Source organism: Streptomyces sp. Edi4 (assembly GCF_040253615.1).
GTDB lineage: Bacteria > Actinomycetota > Actinomycetes > Streptomycetales > Streptomycetaceae > Streptomyces.
In genome coordinates, this window is the sequence record NZ_JBEJGY010000004.1 from 7149114 (window position 1) to 7167277 (window position 18164).

The 18164-nt window shown below is 71.5% G+C and carries 14 protein-coding genes and 1 tRNA gene; 9 read left to right on the forward strand and 6 right to left on the reverse strand.

Annotated elements, in window-relative coordinates; translation table 11 throughout:
* Positions 1-243: 243 nt before the first annotated feature.
* A complete protein-coding gene (locus ABR738_RS34185; protein ID WP_350233806.1) occupies positions 244-1056 on the forward strand; it encodes an SAM-dependent methyltransferase in 813 nt (270 codons plus the stop codon).
* 29 nt (positions 1057-1085) lie between these two features.
* Positions 1086-3227 carry a putative bifunctional diguanylate cyclase/phosphodiesterase gene (locus ABR738_RS34190; protein ID WP_350234869.1) on the forward strand — a complete coding sequence of 714 codons (2142 nt, stop codon included), beginning with the start codon at positions 1086-1088 and terminating at the stop codon, positions 3225-3227.
* A 199-nt stretch (positions 3228-3426) separates the two neighbouring features.
* On the opposite strand, the gene ABR738_RS34195 is transcribed toward ABR738_RS34190, so the two are convergent.
* Complete coding sequence (locus ABR738_RS34195; RefSeq protein WP_350233807.1) at positions 3427-4335, reverse strand: LysR family transcriptional regulator; 909 nt, start codon at positions 4333-4335, stop codon at positions 3427-3429.
* Between the two features lie 83 nt (positions 4336-4418).
* Here ABR738_RS34195 and ABR738_RS34200 point away from each other — a divergent pair, with 83 nt between their 5' ends.
* Genes ABR738_RS34200 through ABR738_RS34210 form a run of 3 tightly spaced genes read left to right on the forward strand, consistent with a single transcriptional unit; the run spans position 4419 to position 7883 of the window.
* Positions 4419-5123 (forward strand): succinate dehydrogenase, encoded by a 705-nt coding sequence (locus tag ABR738_RS34200; protein ID WP_350233808.1) that lies wholly within the window; start codon positions 4419-4421, stop codon positions 5121-5123.
* A gap of 1 nt (position 5124) precedes the next feature.
* Entirely contained in the window at positions 5125-7131 is a 2007-nt protein-coding gene (locus ABR738_RS34205; RefSeq protein ID WP_350233809.1) for a fumarate reductase/succinate dehydrogenase flavoprotein subunit, read from the forward strand.
* Complete coding sequence (locus ABR738_RS34210) at positions 7128-7883, forward strand: succinate dehydrogenase/fumarate reductase iron-sulfur subunit (RefSeq protein ID WP_350233810.1); 756 nt, start codon at positions 7128-7130, stop codon at positions 7881-7883. Before ABR738_RS34205 ends, ABR738_RS34210 begins: the two co-directional genes overlap by 4 nt.
* Before the next feature lie 78 nt (positions 7884-7961).
* On the opposite strand, the gene ABR738_RS34215 is transcribed toward ABR738_RS34210, so the two are convergent.
* Complete coding sequence (locus ABR738_RS34215) at positions 7962-9710, reverse strand: carbohydrate binding domain-containing protein (RefSeq protein WP_350233811.1); 1749 nt, start codon at positions 9708-9710, stop codon at positions 7962-7964.
* A gap of 215 nt (positions 9711-9925) precedes the next feature.
* On the opposite strand from ABR738_RS34215, the gene ABR738_RS34220 reads away from it, so the two are divergent.
* Positions 9926-10456, forward strand: coding sequence for an SMI1/KNR4 family protein (locus tag ABR738_RS34220; protein WP_350233812.1), 531 nt, complete (start codon positions 9926-9928; stop codon positions 10454-10456).
* Between the two features lie 68 nt (positions 10457-10524).
* Here the strand turns inward: ABR738_RS34220 and ABR738_RS34225 are convergent.
* The 3 genes from ABR738_RS34225 to ABR738_RS34235 form a co-directional block, all read right to left on the reverse strand.
* Positions 10525-10592: transfer RNA gene (locus ABR738_RS34225), tRNA-Arg, on the reverse strand.
* A 7-nt stretch (positions 10593-10599) separates the two neighbouring features.
* Complete coding sequence (locus ABR738_RS34230; protein ID WP_350233813.1) at positions 10600-12936, reverse strand: ATP-binding cassette domain-containing protein; 2337 nt, start codon at positions 12934-12936, stop codon at positions 10600-10602.
* A gap of 212 nt (positions 12937-13148) precedes the next feature.
* Positions 13149-14171: an MsnO8 family LLM class oxidoreductase gene (locus tag ABR738_RS34235; protein ID WP_350233814.1), complete on the reverse strand. Its 1023-nt coding sequence runs from the start codon at positions 14169-14171 to the stop codon at positions 13149-13151.
* 79 nt (positions 14172-14250) lie between these two features.
* On the opposite strand from ABR738_RS34235, the gene ABR738_RS34240 reads away from it, so the two are divergent.
* Entirely contained in the window at positions 14251-14739 is a 489-nt protein-coding gene (locus ABR738_RS34240; RefSeq protein WP_350233816.1) for a phosphatase domain-containing protein, read from the forward strand.
* 905 nt (positions 14740-15644) lie between these two features.
* Here ABR738_RS34240 and ABR738_RS34245 read toward each other — a convergent pair.
* Complete coding sequence (locus ABR738_RS34245) at positions 15645-15866, reverse strand: dodecin (RefSeq protein ID WP_350233818.1); 222 nt, start codon at positions 15864-15866, stop codon at positions 15645-15647.
* Positions 15867-16143: 277 nt separating this feature from the next.
* On the opposite strand from ABR738_RS34245, the gene ABR738_RS34250 reads away from it, so the two are divergent.
* Complete coding sequence (locus ABR738_RS34250) at positions 16144-17394, forward strand: extracellular solute-binding protein (RefSeq protein ID WP_350233819.1); 1251 nt, start codon at positions 16144-16146, stop codon at positions 17392-17394.
* A gap of 85 nt (positions 17395-17479) precedes the next feature.
* A complete protein-coding gene (locus ABR738_RS34255) occupies positions 17480-17971 on the forward strand; it encodes a peptidylprolyl isomerase (protein ID WP_350233821.1) in 492 nt (163 codons plus the stop codon).
* Positions 17972-18164 lie beyond the last annotated feature (193 nt).

Below are 18164 nucleotides of genomic sequence, written 5' to 3' on the forward strand. Positions count from 1 at the left end.
GCTCGTTCGCCCGGCACCGCGACCCCCGCGCGGTGCCGGGCCTACGCGTGTGTCCACCCACCGGTACGCTTGCGCCGGTCGCCACGGCTGCCCGTACGATGTGGCGCACATGCCCTGGGCCTGTGACCAAGAACGGACGAGCATTTTCCGTTTTTACTCGCTCTCCCGGCGGACGATCAGTAGCCTCAGGCGCAAACAATGGTCATGGTCATGGCCTCCTGCGGCGACTTGTTGGAGACATTGATGGAGCGTCCCGCCTGGGCCCCCCAGGGCATCGACATCTCGGTGCCGAGCGTGTCCCGCATATACGACTACTACCTGGGCGGTTCGCACAATTTCGAGGTGGACCGGGAAGCCGCGCGCGAGGCCATGCGGTTCATGCCGGGGCTCCCCAAGGTCATGCAGGCCAACCGCGCTTTCATGCGCCGCGCCGTACGCTTCGCCGTAGCTGAGGGGATCACGCAATTCCTCGACATCGGATCCGGCATCCCGACCTTCGGGAACGTGCACGAAGTCGCCCAGGCCGCCAGCCCCGAGGCCCGCGTCCTCTACGTCGACCACGACTCGGTCGCCGTCGCCCACAGCCGTGCCGTCCTGGAGGGCAACGAGCTCGCCGGGATAGTGGCCGCCGACCTGCGCAAGCCGCACGACATCCTGGGCGCCCCCGAACTGGCCCAACTCATCGACCTGTCACGGCCGGTGGCGCTCCTCCTGGTCGCGGTCCTGCACTTCGTCGAGGACCAGGACGACCCGCGCGCCGCGGTCGCCGCGCTGCGCGACGCGCTGGCTCCCGGCAGCCTCCTCGTCCTCACCCACGCCTCCTACGAGGGCATCCCGCTCAGCGAGGAGGAGGCAGGCGGCACGGTGGGCGTGTACCGCGACATCAAGAACCCGCTGGTCATGCGCTCGCGCGAAGAGATCGCGACGTTCTTCGACGGGTTCGACGTGGTGGAACCCGGGCTCGTCTCGATGCCGCTGTGGCGCCCGGAGAACGAGATGGACCAGGAAGATCCGTACGCCTTCTCCGGCTATGCCGGTGTGGGGCGCAAGGCGTGAGCACCCCGCCCCACGCGCCCGCTCTGGACATGACGCCGGACAGCCCCGAGGACCGGCTCAGACGGTTCGCGACGATCTGGAGCCGGGCGATCTTCCCGGTGACGGCGACCTCGCTGACCCGGCCCGAGTTCGAGCAGCACCTCGTGCCGCTGGCCCGCCGCCTCATCAAAGCCCTGCACGGCCGGCACTTCGACCCCGCGCCCGCCCAGGAGGCGGGCGCCGCCCTGGTCGACGCGCACTGCACCGACCCGGACGCCCTCAGCCGCAGCCTCGGCGTGGTCGAGTCCTACCTCGTCCTGTACTGCGGGACCGGATCCGAGCTCACCCTGGAAGAGGCGCGTGCCCGCTGCGCCCGGCTCCAGCACGCGCTCGCCGCCGGTTTCGCCGCCGCCCTGCGCGAGCGCACCCGCTCCGAGCAGGAGGCCATCGCCCGCTCCGCGATGTCCGCGCGCAGCGCCGCCCTTGAAGCCCTGCACGCCACCGAGACACGTTTTCGCGCCGTTTTCGAGGGCGCCGCGATCGGCATCGGCATCGCGGACCTCGAGGGCCGCGTCCTGGAAGTCAACGAAACCCTCACCCGGATGTTCGGCGGCATAGAGGGCCAGATCCGCAGCCGCAACGTCAGCGAGTGGGTGCACCCCGAGGACGCCCCGCAGGTCTGGCGCCTGTACGACGAGCTCGTGCGGGGCGAGCGCGACCACTACCGGGTCGAGAAGCCCTACTACCGGGGCGACGGAACCGTGCTGTGGACCAACCTCACCGTCTCGCTCCTGCGCGACGCCGAGGGCCGCCCGAAGTACCAGCTGGCCCTCATGGAGGACACCACCGAGCGCCGGCTGCTCAATCTGCGGCTGCGCTACGAGGCCACCCACGACGCGCTCACCGGACTGCCCAACCGCACCCTGTTCTTCGAGCGTCTGGAAAAGGCGCTCGCCCCGGGCGAGGGCAAGCGCTTCGGCCTGTGCTACCTGGACCTCGACGGGTTCAAGGCGGTCAACGACAGCCTGGGCCACTCGGCGGGCGACCGGCTCCTGGTGGAGGTCGCCGACCGGTTGCAGAGCTGCGCCACCGGGCCCGGTGAGATGGTGGCCCGGCTCGGCGGCGATGAATTCGTGGCGCTCACCACGGGCCCCGACACCGAGTTCGAGGCGGACGAGCTGGCCTGCCGCATCCTGAGCACGCTCGCCACCCCGATCCGCATCGAGGGCCGCGAGCTGACCGTGCGTGGCTCGATCGGCGTGGTCGAGGGTCCGGCCGGCGAGCGCAGTGCGGCGGAGGTGCTGCGCAGCGCGGACATCACGATGTACCGGGCCAAGTCCGCGGGCGGCAACCGCTTCGAGTGGGCCGACGCCGAGGCCGACGCCCGGGCGATCACCCGGCACGGCCTCACCAACGCGCTGCCCGCGGCGCTCGAGCGCGGCGAGTTCTTCATCGAGTACCAGCCGCTCGTGCACCTGGGCGACGGCAGCGTGCACGGCGCGGAGGCGCTGGTGCGCTGGTCCCATCCGCAGCACGGTGTGCTCGGACCCGACCGGTTCATCCCGCTCGCCGAACACACCGGGCTCATCGTGCCGCTGGGGCGCTGGGTGATGCAGGAGTCGGTCCGCCAGGCCCGGGCCTGGCAGGAAGCCCACCCGGGCGCCACCGACGGCGGCCCGCTGCGCATCAACGTCAACCTGTCGCCGACGCAGCTCTACCATCCCGGTCTGGTCGCCGACACCGTCGAGATGCTGGAGCGCACCGGGCTCGCCCCGGGCGCGCTCTGCCTCGAAGTCACCGAGTCCGCGCTCATCGGCGCCGACGACGACCTCCTCAAGCCGCTGCGCCAGCTCGCCGACATGGGGGTCGACATAGCCCTGGACGACTTCGGCACGGGCTACTCCAACCTCGCCAATCTGCGCCGCCTGCCGGTGAGCGTGCTCAAGCTGGACCGGTCCTTCACCCAGTCCATGCAGCAGCTGCCCGCCGACCCCGTCGACATCAAGATCGTCGAGGGGATCGTGTCGCTGGCCCACAGCCTGTCGCTCGCGGTGACGGTGGAGGGCGTGGAGACGGGCGCCCAGGCCGAGCAGCTGAAGGAGCTGGGCTGCGACACGGCGCAGGGCTGGTACTACGCCCGGCCCGGAGCGCCGGACCGCATCCACTCCCTGGCGCTCGTGGACGCGGTGTGACCTGACGGGGCGGCCGGGAAGCACCCCGCCCGCCCCGCTCGCGGAACACGCCTTCCGGCCGCGCCGCCCGCCTTCCGGCCGCGCCGCCCGCCTTCCGGCCGCGCCGCCCGCCTTCCGGCCGCGCCGCCCGCCTTCCGGCCGCGCCGCCCGCCTTCGCCTCCCGCCCGCGCCACCTCCCTGGCGGCCCGCGTACGAGACGTCAGCCCTCCTGGCGCTGGCTCGCCCCGCCCCCGATGCCGAGCAGGACCCGCTGCAACTCCCGCGCCGCGCGCGGCGGGTCGACGTCGCTGCGATGGGCGAGCGCGATCGTACGGCGCAGCCCCGGGCGGGCCAGCGGAGTCACCCGCAGGTCCCGCGAGCGCGCGGCCACCATGCTCGGCACCACGGCGAGCCCCAGGCCGGCCCGCACGAAGCCGAGCACCGCGTCCATCTCGCCGCCCTCCACCGTGAAGGACGGCTCGAAGCCCTCGGCGCGGCAGGCCGCCACCGTCAGCTCCCGCAGGTCGTAGCCGTGCCGGAACATCACGAGCGGCGCGTCGCGCAGCTCCGCGATCCGCACGCGGGACCCGGAGCCGGGCGGCTCCTCGTCCGCCGACGAGACGACCACCAGGTCCTCCCGCAGCAGCTCGATCGTGGTCAGCGCGGGTGACCCCGTCGGCAGCGGCAGCACGATCAGCGCCAAGTCCAGTGCGCCGCGCGCCAGTTCACGTACGAGATCGTGCGAGCCGCCCTCCTCGATGAGCAACTGGATGCCGGGATGGCTGGCGTGGAAGGCGCGCAGCACATCGGGCAGCAGGCCCGTGCACAGACTCGGCGTCGCCCCAAGGCGTACCCGCCCGCGCCTGAGCTGGGCCAGCTCCTGGACCTCGATGCGGGCGGTGTCCGCGTCCGCCAGGATGCGCCGGGCCAGCGGAAGCAGTGCCTCGCCCGCGTCGGTGAGCGCGATGTTGCCGCGCGCGCGGCTGAACAGCTCGGCGCCCAGCTCGTTCTCCAGCGCCTTGATCTGCTGGGAGAGCGAGGGCTGCGAGACGTGCACGCGTTCGGCGGCGCGCGTGAAGTGGCGCGTCTCGGCGACCGCCACGAAGTAGAGGAGCTGCTGGAACTGCATGCCCCTACGATAGGTCATATCTATGGAGATGAGCCGAACCATGTCTTGGACCTCTTGGGTCCTGCGCCTCTAGCGTCATGAACATGGCTCTGGCAACGCGGACGGACAAACGGCCGTCCATGACGCGCACCCTCTGGGACTCGACCGTCGGCAAGAAGACGGTCATGGCCGTGAGCGGTCTGATCATGCTGTCCTACCTGGTCGCCCACATGATGGGCAACTTGAAGATCTTCTTCGGGGCGGGCCAGTTCAACGCCTACGCCCACTGGCTGCGCACGATCGGTGAGCCCTTCCTGCACTACGAGTGGGCGCTGTGGCTCATCCGGGTGGTCCTGGTGGCCGCCGTCGTGGGCCACGCGGTCTGCGCCTACCAGCTCAGCCGGCGTGACCTGAGGGCGCGGCCCCAGGGATACGTCCACAAGCGGGCCCGCGCCGGCTACGCCACCCGCACGATGCGCTGGGGCGGCGTCATCCTCGCCCTGTTCATCCTCTGGCACATCCTGGACCTGACGACGGGCACCGTGCACCCGGGATTCCGGCCCGGCCACCCCTACCAGAACGTCGTGGACACCTTCTCCACCTGGTACGGGAACGCGATCTACATCGTGGCCGTGGGCGCGCTCGCGCTCCACGTCCAGCACGGCCTGTGGAGCGCGGCCCAGACGCTCGGGGCGGGCAACGCGCGCCGCGACCGCGCCCTGAAAGCCCTGGCCAACCTCTTCGCCGTGCTGCTGTTCGCCGGATTCGTCTCCGTACCCGTCGCCGTCATGACCAAAGTGGTGAGCTGACATGACCTCCTACACCCACTACACACCGGGCGGCCCCGTCACCGACGGCCGGGCGCCCGGCGGCCCGATCGCCGAGCGCTGGGACACCCGCCGCTTCGAGGCCAAGCTGGTCAACCCGGCCAACCGCCGGGGACGCACCGTCATCGTGGTCGGCACCGGCCTCGCGGGAGGCTCGGCCGGGGCCACCCTCGCCGAACAGGGCTACCGCGTCGTCCAGTTCTGCTTCCAGGACTCCCCGCGCCGCGCCCACTCCATCGCCGCGCAGGGCGGCATCAACGCCGCGAAGAACTACCGCAACGACGGCGACTCCGTGCACCGGCTCTTCTACGACACCGTCAAGGGCGGCGACTTCCGGGCCCGCGAGTCCAATGTCCACCGCCTCGCACAGATCTCCGTCGAGATCATCGACCAGTGCGTGGCCCAGGGCGTGCCGTTCGCCCGCGAGTACGGCGGCCTCCTCGACACGCGCTCCTTCGGCGGCGTCCAGGTCTCGCGCACCTTCTACGCCCGTGGCCAGACGGGCCAGCAGCTCCTGCTCGGCGCCTACCAGGCGCTCTCGCGCCAAATCGCGGCCGGCAACGTGGAGTTGCACGCCCGCACCGAAATGCTGGACCTGATCGTGGTGGACGGCCAAGCGCGCGGCATCGTGGCCCGCGACCTCGTCACCGGGAAGATCGACACGTACTTCGCGGACGCGGTGGTCCTCGCCAGCGGCGGCTACGGCAACGTCTTCCACCTCTCCACCAACGCCATGAACTCCAACGCCACCGCGATCTGGCGGGCCCACCGGCGCGGTGCCTACTTCGCCAACCCCTGCTTCACGCAGATCCACCCCACCTGCATCCCGCGCTCCGGCGAGCACCAGTCCAAGCTCACTTTGATGAGCGAGTCGCTGCGCAACGACGGCCGCATCTGGGTGCCCAAGGCCAAGGGCGACACGCGCCCGGCGGCCGAGATCCCCGAGGACGAGCGCGACTACTACCTGGAGCGGATCTACCCCGCCTTCGGCAACCTCGTCCCGCGCGACATCGCCTCGCGCGCCGCCAAGAACGTCTGCGACGAAGGGCGCGGCGTCGGCCCCGGCGGGCAGGATCAGAGGCGTGGAGCCGAAGGCTCATCGGTTGAGGGTGGTGGCGGGCGACGGGAGGGCGTCTACCTCGACTTCGCCGACGCCATCGCCCGCATGGGCCGGCCCGCCGTCGAGGCGAAGTACGGCAACCTCTTCGACATGTACGCGCGGATCACCGCCGAGGACCCGTACGAGACCCCCATGCGGATCTACCCCGCCGTGCACTACACGATGGGCGGGCTCTGGGTCGACTACGACCTCCAGACCACGATCCCGGGCCTCTTCGCGATCGGCGAGGCCAACTTCTCCGACCACGGGGCCAACCGGCTCGGCGCCTCCGCCCTCATGCAGGGCCTGGCCGACGGCTACTTCGTCCTGCCCGCCACCATCAACGACTATCTCGCCCGCAACCCGCACCAGGAGCCCGTCACCGACGCGCACCCGGCGGTCGCCGAAGCGGTCGCCGAGACCGAGGACCGCCTCAACCTGCTCCTCGCGATCGACGGCGACCGCACACCGGACTCCTTCCACCGCGAGATCGGCGAACTCATGTGGGAGTACTGTGGAATGGCCCGCACCGAGCAGGGCCTGCGCAAGGCCCTCGACCGGATCCCGGCCATCCGCGCGGAGTTCTGGCGCCGGATCAAAGTGCCGGGCAGCGGCGCGGAGTTCAACCAGTCCCTGGAGCGGGCCAACCGGATCGCCGACTACCTGGAGCTCGCCGAGCTCATGTGTCTCGACGCCCTGCACCGCGCCGAATCCTGCGGCGGCCACTTCCGCGAGGAGTTCCAGACCCCCGACGGCGAGGCACGGCGCCGCGACGAGGAGTTCTCCTACGCGGCCGCCTGGGAGTTCACCGGCACCGGCGAGGCCCCGGTCCTGCACAAGGAAGACCTCGTCTTCGAGTACGTCCACCCCACCCAGCGGAGTTACGCATGAGGCTCACCCTGCGCGTCTGGCGCCAGCAGAACGCCAACTCGCCCGGCGCCATGGCGACTTACGACGTCGAGGACATCTCGGCGGACATGTCCTTCCTCGAAATGCTCGACACGCTCAACGAAGAACTCACCCTCAAGGGCGAGGAGCCGGTCGCCTTCGACCACGACTGCCGCGAAGGCATCTGCGGAGCCTGCTCCCTCGTCATCAACGGCGACGCCCACGGCCCCGAGAGGACCACCGCCTGCCAGCTCCACATGCGCTCGTTCAAGGACGGCGACACCATCGACGTCGAGCCGTGGCGCGCCTCGGCGTTCCCGGTGGTCAAGGACCTGGTGGTGGACCGCTCGGCGTTCGACCGGATCATTCGGGCCGGCGGCTACATCAGCGTGCCGACCGGCGCCGCCCCCGAGGCGCACGCCACCCCCGTGCCCAAGCCGGACGCCGACTTCGCCTTCGAGCACGCCGAGTGCATCGGCTGCGGCGCGTGCGTGGCGGCCTGCCCCAACGGCTCGGCGATGCTGTTCACCTCGGCGAAGATCAACCACCTGAACGTGCTGCCGCAGGGCGCGCCCGAGCGCGAGACGCGGGTCCTGGACATGGTGGAGCAGATGGACGCCGAGGGCTTCGGCGGCTGCACCCTGACCGGTGAGTGCGCGACGGCGTGCCCCAAGGGCATCCCGCTCCCGTCGATCGCCGCCATGAACAAGGAGTGGCTGCGCGCGACGAGGAAGGCACGCAAGGCGGGCCGCTGACACGCGCGGACGCGCCCCCGGGGGTTACCCGAGGGCGCGTCCGCGCGCTCAACTCACGTACGGGCCGGGACAGTTGGTCTAAGCGACGGAGAGATCGTCCCCGTACACCGCGCCCTGCCCGTACCAGCCGTGCAGATAGACGGTGACGGTGCCCGAGGCGCCGGTGGTGAAGGGCACGGACAGCTTGGTCCAGCCGTTGGAGCTGGTCCAGGCGCTGCCGGTGGCGCCGCCGCGCACCCCGAGGTAGGCGTAGCTGCCTTGCGCCCAACCGCTCAGCGTGTACTGGGTGTTGGGGGACAGGGTGAGCGTCTGCGCGCACTCACCGGTCTGCGCGGAGGTGGGCACGGTCTTCAGGGCGTACGAGCCGCCGTGCACCGGGCTGGAGACCACGGCGGCGCCGCTGTCACAGGTCCACGGCGTGAGGGACCCGCTCTCGAAGCCGCCGTTCACGAGCGCGCCGGTGTTGCCGCCGGGGCCCGAGACGGTGAGCGTGAAGGTGGCCGAGTGGGTCAGGGTGCCGGACGTGCCGGTGATGGTGATCGGGTACGTTCCGGGCGCCGCCGAGGCCGACGCGGCGAGGGTGAGCTGGGCCGATCCGCCCGCGGTGACCGAACCCGGGCTGAGCGTCGCCGTGACGCCCGCGGGCGCGCCGGCAGCGGTCAGGGTGAGGGACTTGGCGTTGCCCGAGGTGACGGCGGTGCTCACCGTCGCGGTGGTGGAGCCGCCGGGCGCGACCGAGGCCGAACCGGGGGTGACACCCACCGAGAAGTCGTCCTGGACGGGTCCGCCGCCCCCGGTGAACGGCTCGAAGGTGTGGCTGAAGTACCACGTGTCCTGGGCGATGCCGGAGCAGGTGTCCGAGCCACCGGTGCCGGGGCAGCCGCCGTTGTCCCGCTGGAGGGCCCAGAAGGACAGCGTGTTGATGCCCTTGGAGACGGCCCAGTTGTAGACGGCGGTGGCGTCCGCCGTGGTGAACGTCTCGGCGGCGCCGTAGTCGTCGATGCCGGGCATCTCGGTGACACCGATCATCCCCCACAGCTGGGCGGACGACGTGCCCGGGTAGAGCGAGGCCAGTTGGTCGTGGAGGCCGGTGGCCGCGGTCTGGGTGTCGTTCGCCATGTTGTGCGTGGCGCCGTCGTAGTAGTCGAAGGTCATGAGGTTCACGACATCGACCTTGGCGCCGTACTTGACCGCGCTCTTGAGCACGGCGAGACCGCTGTCGGCGAGACCGCTCGTGGTGGTAGGCAGGGTGTAGGAGATCTGCACGGAGCGCCCGTTGGCCGCCGCCCAGTCCTGCACCTTCTTGATGGCCTGGTTGCGGCGGTCGACGCCGGCCTTGTTGGTCAGCGAATTGTCCTCGATGTCCATGTCCAGTCGGGACAGGTCGTAGGTGGTGATGACCTTCTCGTACGCGGCGGCTATCGAGTCCACGCTGGTGCAGCTGTCGGCGATCTCGGTGCCGCCGTTGTCGGCCGCGTACCCGCCGAAGGACGGGATGACGTCGCCGCCGCGCGAGCGGATGGTGGTGATGTCCGCGCCGAACACGGACGACGAGATCGGCTGACTGGTGGAGCCGTTCCAGTACGGGGTGCACGACCCCTTCGCCTCGGTCTGCACGAACGCCATCGTCAGGTATTTGGCGCCCGACTTCTGCGCGATGTCGGCGGGGCTGTCGGAGGAGTAGGCCTCGAAGTAGGGCGCGAAGATGTGGGCGGGCAACGGAGTGGCGGCGTGCGCCGCGCCCCCGGCCCCGAGAACGAGGCCGGCGGAGGCGGCGACAGTACTGAGCGTGGCGAGCAGGGCGCGAACGGATCTCGGACGTCTCATCGGGGCTCTCCGACGGGGGTGAGAGAAGGGTGCGGACGCCCCATGATTGGTCTGGACCAGCACCCGGTCAAGGGTCTAGGCCAATTAATTCCGCGTGTTTTTCCGTGCGTCCAACTGTGTTGCGGAGCAAGGGAGTCGGCGACCGCACGCGCCAATGACGCCCCCGGAAGGAAAGGGGACCGGGCGCTGTCAGTGAGCCCCGATAGCCTGTCGGCATGATCGAGACGACCACTGACGACCGTCACTTCCCGCCTGCCCTCGCCGCTGTCGCCGGGGTCGCTTTCGACTACGGCGAGGAGGGCGAGGGCATCGACTTCGAACCGTACGAAGGCTTCGACTCCGCCGAGGAGACCACCGACTGGCTGCGTCAGTGGACCGGAAACCAGGACCTGGACGGCGACGCCTATCGGGTCTTCGGACAGGACGGTGCGGGTGGCCTCGCTGCCCTGTGGCACGTGCGCCCGGGTCGGCCCCTCGCGGAGCAGCCGGTGGCGTTCATGGGCTCGGAAGGCGAGTGCGGGGTGGTCGCCGGCAACCTGTCCGACTTCCTCTGGGTCCTCGCGGACGGCTTCGGCCCGGCGGAGGCCGTCCGGGACGAGGGCCGCGAACCCCGACCGGACGCGGCCCTGACCGCACTGGCCGAACAGCACGCGACCACCCCGCGCCGCCCGGCCCGCGACATCATCACCGAAGCCCGCACCGAGTTCGCGACGTTCGCCGCCGACCTGGACGACCTCTGCCGCTGAGCCGCGGGGAACGCCCTGGGCACGTTCAGGCCCGGGCCGCGTGGGCGCGCCGGCGCTCCGCGGCCCTGAGCCCGTGCCGGATCCGAACCCGCGACACCCGCTTTAGGAGAACGGCGCTCGCTCCCGGCGCCCGGGCCGCTCCCTCACGCCAGTGCTCTGGCCAGATACGGCGCCGTGCGGCCGAGGCCCGTGTTGGCCACCTCGGCCGGAGGGCCCGCCGCTACGATCCGGCCGCCCTCGTCGCCGCCGCCGGGGCCGAGGTCCAGCATCCAGTCCGCGCCCGCGACCACCGTCATGTCGTGCTCCACCACGATGACCGAGTGGCCCGCGTCCACCAGGCCGTGCAGTTGGCGCAGCAGGATGTCGACGTCGGCCGGGTGCAGTCCCGTCGTCGGCTCGTCCAGGACGTACAGGGTGTGGTCGCGGTGGGTGCGCTGCAACTCCGTGGCCAGTTTGCTGCGTTGGGCCTCGCCGCCCGACAGCTCCGTTGCGGGCTGGCCCAGGCGCAGATAGCCGAGGCCGACGTCGAGCAGGGCGGCCAGGCTGCGCACGGCGGACGGGGTCGCGGCGAAGACCTCGGCGGCGGCCTCCACCGTGAGGTCCAACACCTCGGCGATGGTGCGGCCGCCCAGGGTGACCTCCAGGGTCCGGGGGTTGTAGCGCGCGCCGTGGCAGTCCGGGCAGGGCGCGTACGTGCTGGGCAGGAAGAGGAGTTCCACCGATACGAATCCCTCGCCCTGGCAGGTCTCGCAGCGGCCGCCCGCCACATTGAAGGAGAACCGGCCCGCCTTGTAACCGCGTGCCCTCGCCTCCTCGGTCTCGGCGAACAGCTTGCGCACGACGTCGAACAGGCCCGTGTACGTCGCCAGATTGGAACGCGGGGTGCGGCCGATCGGCTTCTGATCCACCCTCACCAGCCGTCCCACGCCCGGCAGTTGGTCGTGCAACTCGTCGACCAGGGTGGACTTGCCGGAGCCCGAGACGCCGGTCACCGCCGTGAACACCCCCAGTGGGAACGCCGCGTCGACGCCGCGCAGATTGTGTCGCGTGACGCCGGTCAGTTCCAGCCAGGCGCGCGGCTCGCGCACGGCACGACGCGGCGTGGGGGAGCGGTCGAAGAGGTAGCGCCGGGTCGCCGACTCCTCGACGTGGGCCAGATCCTGCGGGGGGCCGCTGTGCAGCACCCGGCCGCCGTGCTCGCCGGCCAGCGGGCCCACGTCGATGAGCCAGTCCGCGTTGCGCATCACCTCCAGATGGTGCTCGACCACGAAGACCGAGTTGCCCGCCGCCTTCAGTCGGCCGAGCACCGTGAGCAGCGCCTCGGTGTCGGCCGGGTGAAGTCCCGCCGACGGCTCGTCCAGGACGTACACCACGCCGAAGAGCCCCGACCGCAGCTGGGTGGCGAGCCGCAGGCGTTGGAGCTCACCCGCCGAGAGTGTGGGCGCGGTGCGGTCCAGGCTCAGATAGCCGAGCCCCAGCTCGATGACCGGGCCGATGCGGGAGAGGAGGTCGCCGGTGACGGCGGCGGCGGTCGGCCCGCCGGCCGTGTCCCGGAGCAGCCGGTCGAGCGCGGTCAGCGGAAGCGCCACGAGTTCGGCGATGGTACGGCCCGCGAAGGTGACGGCCAGCGCTTCGGGCCGCAGCCTCGTGCCCTTGCAGACCGGGCAGTCGGCGGCGGTCAAAAACCGCTCGGCCTTGGCCCGCAGCGTCTGGCTCTTGCTCTGGGCGAACGTCTTCATCACATAGCGCCGGGCACTGAAGTACGTTCCCTGGTACGGGCGTTGGATACGGCCGGCCTCCCGCACCGGATGCACCGTCACGACCGGCTGCTCCTCGGTGAACAGGATCCAGTCCCGGTCCTTCGGGTCGAGCTCGCGCCAGGGCCGGTCCACGTCGTACCCGAGCGTGTCCAGCACGTCCCGCAAGTTCTTGCCCTGCCACGCGCCCGGCCAGGCGGCGATCGCGCCCTCGCGGATCGACAGGGAGGGATCGGGGACGAGCAGCTTCTCGCTGGTGCGGTGGACGCGGCCGAGTCCCTGGCACTCGGGGCAGGCGCCCACCGCGGTGTTGGGCGAGAAGGAGTCCGAATCCAGGCGCTCCGCGCCCGGGGGATACTCGCCCGCCCGGGAGAACAGCATGCGCAGCGAGTTGGACAGCATGGTGACCGTGCCGACCGACGAGCGCGAGGAGGGCGCAGAACGGCGCTGCTCGAGGGAGACAGCCGGCGGCAGACCGGAGATCTCGCCGACGGCGGGCGCGCCCACCTGGTGGATCAGGCGCCGCGCGTAGGGCGCGACCGACTCGAAGTAGCGCCGCTGCGCCTCGGCGTAGATCGTGCCGAACGCGAGCGAGGACTTCCCCGACCCCGAGACACCCGTGAACACGGCGAGACAGTCACGCGGGATGTCGACGTCCACCCCGCGCAGATTGTGTTCGCGGGCGCCACGGACACGGACGAACGGGTCAGAGGGACTTTGCATACCGGAATCCTACGGGGGCGCCGTCGCCGCGCGATCTTCACGCCCGGGGCCCCGCGCCGCTCGCGTGGACAGCGCCCCCTGCCGTGCGCACCGTGCCGTGCGCCCCCTGCCGTGCGCCCCCTGCCGTGCGCACCGTGCCGTGCGCACCGTGCCGTGCGCACCGTGCCGTGCGCCCCCTGCCGTGCGCACCGTGCCGTCCGGTGCCGTGCCGGTCAGGCCCCCGCCGGCGCGGGCAGTCCCGACAGCCGGGCCAGCGCGCGGTAGGAGCCGAACAGGGCCGCACGGTCGTACGTGCTCGTCGTGACGAGGAATTCGTCCGCGCCGCTGCGCCCCAGGAGCGTGCCGAGCGCGTCCGCCACCTCCTCGTCCGTTCCGTACAGCTGCCCGCGCAGGGCCTCGTCGAACAGGGCCCGCTCGCGTTCGGTCATGTCCAGCGCGGCGACCTCCTTGGGTGGGGAGAGCGGCGGGAAGGCGCCTCGGGTGCGGGAGTACGCCGTCGACCAGGCCTCCGGAAGCAGGAGCCGGCGGGCCGCCTCGGTGGTGTCCGCCACGGCGACCGCGCCCGACACCACCACGTACGGGTGCTCCAGGTGCGGGGAGGGGCGGAAGGCGGCCCGGTAGTCGTCAATGGCCCGCAGCATCGCCTCCTGGCCGCGTACGTCGGCGATGACCAGCGCGAGCCCGGCCTCGGCTGCGACGCGGGCGCCCTTGCCCGTGGCGAGGACGAACGCCGGCACAGTCAGGCCCTCGGCGGGGTGGGCGTGGACCTGGGGGTGGGCGCGCTGGGTCCCGTCGAAGTAGCCGAGCAGTTCGGCCAGCTGCGCGCCGAAGTCGTCGGCATCCTCCTTGCCACGGCCGAGGGCCTTGCGGATCCCGTCGGTGAAGCCCACGGAACGCCCGAGCCCCATGTCGATCCGCCCGGGGAAGAGCGATTCCAGGACGCCGAACTGCTCGGCCACGACGAGGGGCTGGTGGTTGGGCAGCATCACACCGCCGGTGCCGACCCGGATCGTCGAAGTGGCCGAGGCCACCGCCGCCGCCAGCACGGTCGGCGCGGAGCCCGCGACGCCGGGCACGGAATGGTGCTCCGAGACCCAGAAGCGGTGGTACCCGAGCCGTTCGGCCTCGCGGGCCAGGGCCACGGTGTCCCGCAGCGCCTGCGGTCCGTCGTGCCCGGCGCGCACGCGCGAGCGGTCGAGTACGGAGAGACGGGTCGTCGCGATTACTGGGCTCACCCTCGCTTCAACGCCTGCGGCACGCGGTGATTCCCGGCCCCGGGGTCCATGGCGCATCCGGCCCGCCTAGCCTGGGGGTGTGATCGACAGAACCCGGCCCCTGGCCGTCTTCGACCTGGACGGCACGCTCGCCGACAGCTCCCACCGCCAGCGCTTCCTCGAGCGCTCGCCGCGCGACTGGGACGCGTTCTTCGCGGCGGCTCCCGCCGACCCCCCGCTCGTGGAGGGTGTGGAACTGTGCCGTGAGGTGGCCGGGGAGTGCGAGATCGTCTACCTCACCGGGCGTCCCGAGCGGTGCCGCAGGGACACCCTGGACTGGCTCGACGACCAGGACCTCCCGTCCGGCGCCCTGCACATGCGCCGCGACAACGACCGGCGGCCGGCCCGCGCCACGAAGATGGAGCTCCTGCGCGAGCTCGGCCGGGGCCGCGAGATCCGCATGCTGGTGGATGACGACGAGCTGGTGTGCGACGCCGCGGAGCGGGCCGGATTCCCAGTCGTACGGGCGCGCTGGACCAACGCGAGCGAGGCGCTGAAGGACGCGCAGGAACGCGAGGGCCGCACCTGAGAGTGGCCCGGCCACCACCGTCCACGCGCAGAGCGGGCATTGATTGTCGGCCCCGGCCGCCACCGCCACCGCCACCGCCCACGCGTAGGACGGACATCCCCAGCCCCGGCCCGGCCTCAGCCACCTACGGCGCCGCGGCCCGACCGCACGCGCCCCCGCTCCCGGCCGCCCCGACGCGCAGGTCTGAAGCTGAGGTCCAGGGTGAGACTTGGCTGACGCCGAGCTGACCGCAGCGGAGCGATACGGAGGCTTGCGCCCGGCGTTGAGCGGCCGCCTCCGAGCCCGCAGCCGAGCGGCACGGAACCGAGCGGCCGAAGCCGGGCGACCGCAGCCGAGCGGCCGAAGTCGGCGGCCGAAGCCGGGCTGACCGGCGCCGAGCGGCACGGAGCCCAGCCGTCATGGCCGAGCGGCGCGGAGCCCGGTGACCGCGTCCGAGCCTGCACCCGAGCGGTGTCGAGCCCTGCGACCGAGGCCGAGCGGCCGACGCCGGGCCCGCAGCCGAGCGGTCGAGCCCTGCGCCCGGCGCCGAGCGGTGCGGAGTCCTGCCACCGCTGCCGAGCGACCAGCGTCGAGCGACCGCCGCCGAGCCTGAAGCCGAGCGGTCGCAGAGCACTCCCCGACCGGGGCCGAGGGGTCGCAGCCGAGCCCGCAGCCGCGCGGTGCGCAGCCCTGCGCTCCGCAGCCGAGCGGAGTCGTGCCCCTGCGACCGGCGCCGAGCCCTGCCACCGCAGCCGAGCGACCGCAGAAGCCCCGCGGAGCCCTGCGCCCGCAGTCGGGCGGCCGCATCCGGGCAGCGGAAAGCGAGCCGCCGCAGCCCGGTTACCGCACCCCACCCGCCGCAGCCCGCCAGCTCAGTGGTCGCAGTCGGCCGATCCGGCCCTCGCGGCCGTGCGGCGCGGCGGGTCTCAGACCTCCGCGTCGTCGTCCAGTCGGAAGCCGACCTTGAGCCCGACCTGGTAATGCTCGATCACGCCGTTCTCGATGTGGCCGCGTACTTGGGTCACTTCGAACCAGTCCAGGTTGCGCAGGGTCTGGGACGCGCGGGCGACCCCGTTGCGGATGGCCTGGTCCACGCCCTCGTGGGAGGTGCCGACGATCTCGCTGACGCGGTACGTGTGGTGGGTCATGGACGTGCTCTCCTCTCGTAGCGTTACTCCACCGTGCCCCACCCGGCCGCGCTCCGCGAGACAGCGGGCCGGGGCGGCCGACCCACGCGGCGGGCCACGCGGCGGGCCGCCCCTCGGCGCCGGCCCGGGCCATGGCCGGAAAAGTTCGCTCCCGCCGGGACTTGACCGCCTCATTGGTCCATACCAAACTCACGAACCGCACCCGAACAAGCCACAGCGCGCTTGCCCCACGTCGGGTCATGACTGCTTGCCCACACGCAGAAGGTGACCTTTCGTGATGATCCGCCGTACTCTCGCCTGCTCCGTAGCGCTCGCCTCGGTCTGCGCCCTCAGTGGCTGCGGCGCACTGCCGGGCTTCGGCGGGAACACCACCAAGGTGACCGTCTGGCTCATGAAGGACAGCGCGTCCGACGACTTCGTGCAGCGTTTCAAGAAGGGCTTCGAGAAGGAGCACGACGGCGTCGAGCTCGACGTCCGGATCCAGGAGTGGACCGGGATCAACCAGAAGATCACGGCCGCGCTGAAGGACGGCGACGTGCCGGACGTCATCGAGGTCGGCAACACCCAGGTGCCCCAGTACGCGGCGAGCGGCGGCCTGCTCGACATGACCCTGGAGTCACTGCGTGACTGGGGCAGCGACGACTGGCTCCCCGGCCTCGCCCAGCCCGGCAACGTGGACGGCATGCAGTACGGCATACCGTGGTACGCCGCCAACCGCGTCGTGATCTACAACAAGGACCTCTTCGCCGAGGCCGGCATCAGCAAGCCGCCCAAGGACCGCGCGGAGTGGCTGGCCGACACCAAGAAGCTCAACTCCGGCTCCAGGCAAGGGATTTACCTCGCGGGCCAGGATTGGTACACCCTGGCCGGATTCGTCTGGGACGAGGGCGGGGAGCTCGCCCAGGAGGACACCGGCGACTGGAAGGGCGCGCTCGACAGCCCGGCCGCGCTGCGCGGCATGGACTTCTACAAGCAGCTCCAGGCGCTCGGGCGCGGCCCGAAGAACGCGGACGAGGAGACGCCGCCGCAGGCCGGCGTCTTCGCGCGGGGCGACGTCGCCCAGATGATCGCGGTGCCCGGGGCCGCGAAGGCCATCCAGAAGGCGAACCCGAAGCTCGCCGACAAGCTCGGCTACTTCCCGATCCCGGGCCCCACGGACGCGAAGCCGGGCGCGGTCTTCACCGGCGGCTCCGACTTGATCATTCCGCGCAGGACCGGGCACCGAGCCCAGGCGGTCCAGGTGGTCGCGGCGCTGACCGGGCAGAAGTGGCAGACCGATCTGGCCCTGACCATGAACTACGTACCCAACAAGTCCCGCCTGGCCCCCGCCGTCGAGGCCCAGGTGGGCACCGCGGCCATGGCCAAGGGCGCGGCCCAGGGCCGCGCCACCCCCAATTCGCCCCAGTGGGCGGCCGTCGAGGCGGACAACCCCATCAAGCCGTACATGACGGCCGTGCTCGCAGGAGACGACCCGAAGAAGGCCGCGAAGACCGCGTCCGACCGGATCACGACGCTGCTCTTCCCGTGAGCTGCGGCCCGCCTCGCGGCGCCGGGCAGGGCCAAGGGGTGAGCCGGGATCGGGTCACGGAAGGCGGGATGCCAGGATGGGGGGCATGCAGAATGTTTACTTCGACATCACCATTGGCGGCGAGAAGGCCGGCCGCATCGTCTTCCGGCTCTTCGACGACGTCGTCCCGGAGACGGCCCGCAACTTCCGCGAGCTCGCCACCGGACAGAACGGCTACGGCTACGCCGGTTCCTCCTTCCACCGCGTCATCCCGGACTTCATGCTCCAGGGCGGCGACTTCACCGACGGCAACGGCACCGGCGGCAAGAGCATCTTCGGCGCCACGTTCGCCGACGAGAACTTCTCCCTCAAGCACGACCGGCCGTTCCTGCTCTCCATGGCCAACCGCGGCCCGAACACCAACGGCTCGCAGTTCTTCGTGACGACCGTCGTCACCGACTGGCTCGACGGCAAGCACGTCGTCTTCGGCGAGGTCGTCGAGGGCCAGGACCTGGTCAAGCAGATCGAGGCCCTCGGCACCCGCAGCGGCGCCCCCCGCGCCGCCGTCGTCATCAGCGAGAGCGGCGTCGTCGCCTGACGCACCCCACCACACGAACGGCGCCATCTTCCCGGTCCCACCCGGCGAGATGGCGCCGTTTCATGTGTCCGGGCCGGGGCATGCGGTGGTGCGGCGGTGCTCCGTTGATCACTATGGAGATGTTGACGAACGCCGGTCAGGGGCACTCGGGCAGTGGACGGCCCCGTACTCGTCCCCCTTCGGGGGTCCCCAG

Coding starts and splice junctions, on each gene's coding strand:
- ABR738_RS34185 (WP_350233806.1), top strand. CDS start 244: ATGGAGCGTCCCGCCTGGGCCCCCCAGGGCATCGACATCTCGGTGCCG.
- ABR738_RS34190 (WP_350234869.1), top strand. CDS start 1,086: ATGACGCCGGACAGCCCCGAGGACCGGCTCAGACGGTTCGCGACGATC.
- ABR738_RS34195 (WP_350233807.1), bottom strand. CDS start 4,335: ATGCAGTTCCAGCAGCTCCTCTACTTCGTGGCGGTCGCCGAGACGCGC.
- ABR738_RS34200 (WP_350233808.1), top strand. CDS start 4,419: ATGGCTCTGGCAACGCGGACGGACAAACGGCCGTCCATGACGCGCACC.
- ABR738_RS34205 (WP_350233809.1), top strand. CDS start 5,125: ATGACCTCCTACACCCACTACACACCGGGCGGCCCCGTCACCGACGGC.
- ABR738_RS34210 (WP_350233810.1), top strand. CDS start 7,128: ATGAGGCTCACCCTGCGCGTCTGGCGCCAGCAGAACGCCAACTCGCCC.
- ABR738_RS34215 (WP_350233811.1), bottom strand. CDS start 9,710: ATGAGACGTCCGAGATCCGTTCGCGCCCTGCTCGCCACGCTCAGTACT.
- ABR738_RS34220 (WP_350233812.1), top strand. CDS start 9,926: ATGATCGAGACGACCACTGACGACCGTCACTTCCCGCCTGCCCTCGCC.
- ABR738_RS34230 (WP_350233813.1), bottom strand. CDS start 12,936: ATGCAAAGTCCCTCTGACCCGTTCGTCCGTGTCCGTGGCGCCCGCGAA.
- ABR738_RS34245 (WP_350233818.1), bottom strand. CDS start 15,866: ATGACCCACCACACGTACCGCGTCAGCGAGATCGTCGGCACCTCCCAC.
- ABR738_RS34250 (WP_350233819.1), top strand. CDS start 16,144: ATGATCCGCCGTACTCTCGCCTGCTCCGTAGCGCTCGCCTCGGTCTGC.
- ABR738_RS34255 (WP_350233821.1), top strand. CDS start 17,480: ATGCAGAATGTTTACTTCGACATCACCATTGGCGGCGAGAAGGCCGGC.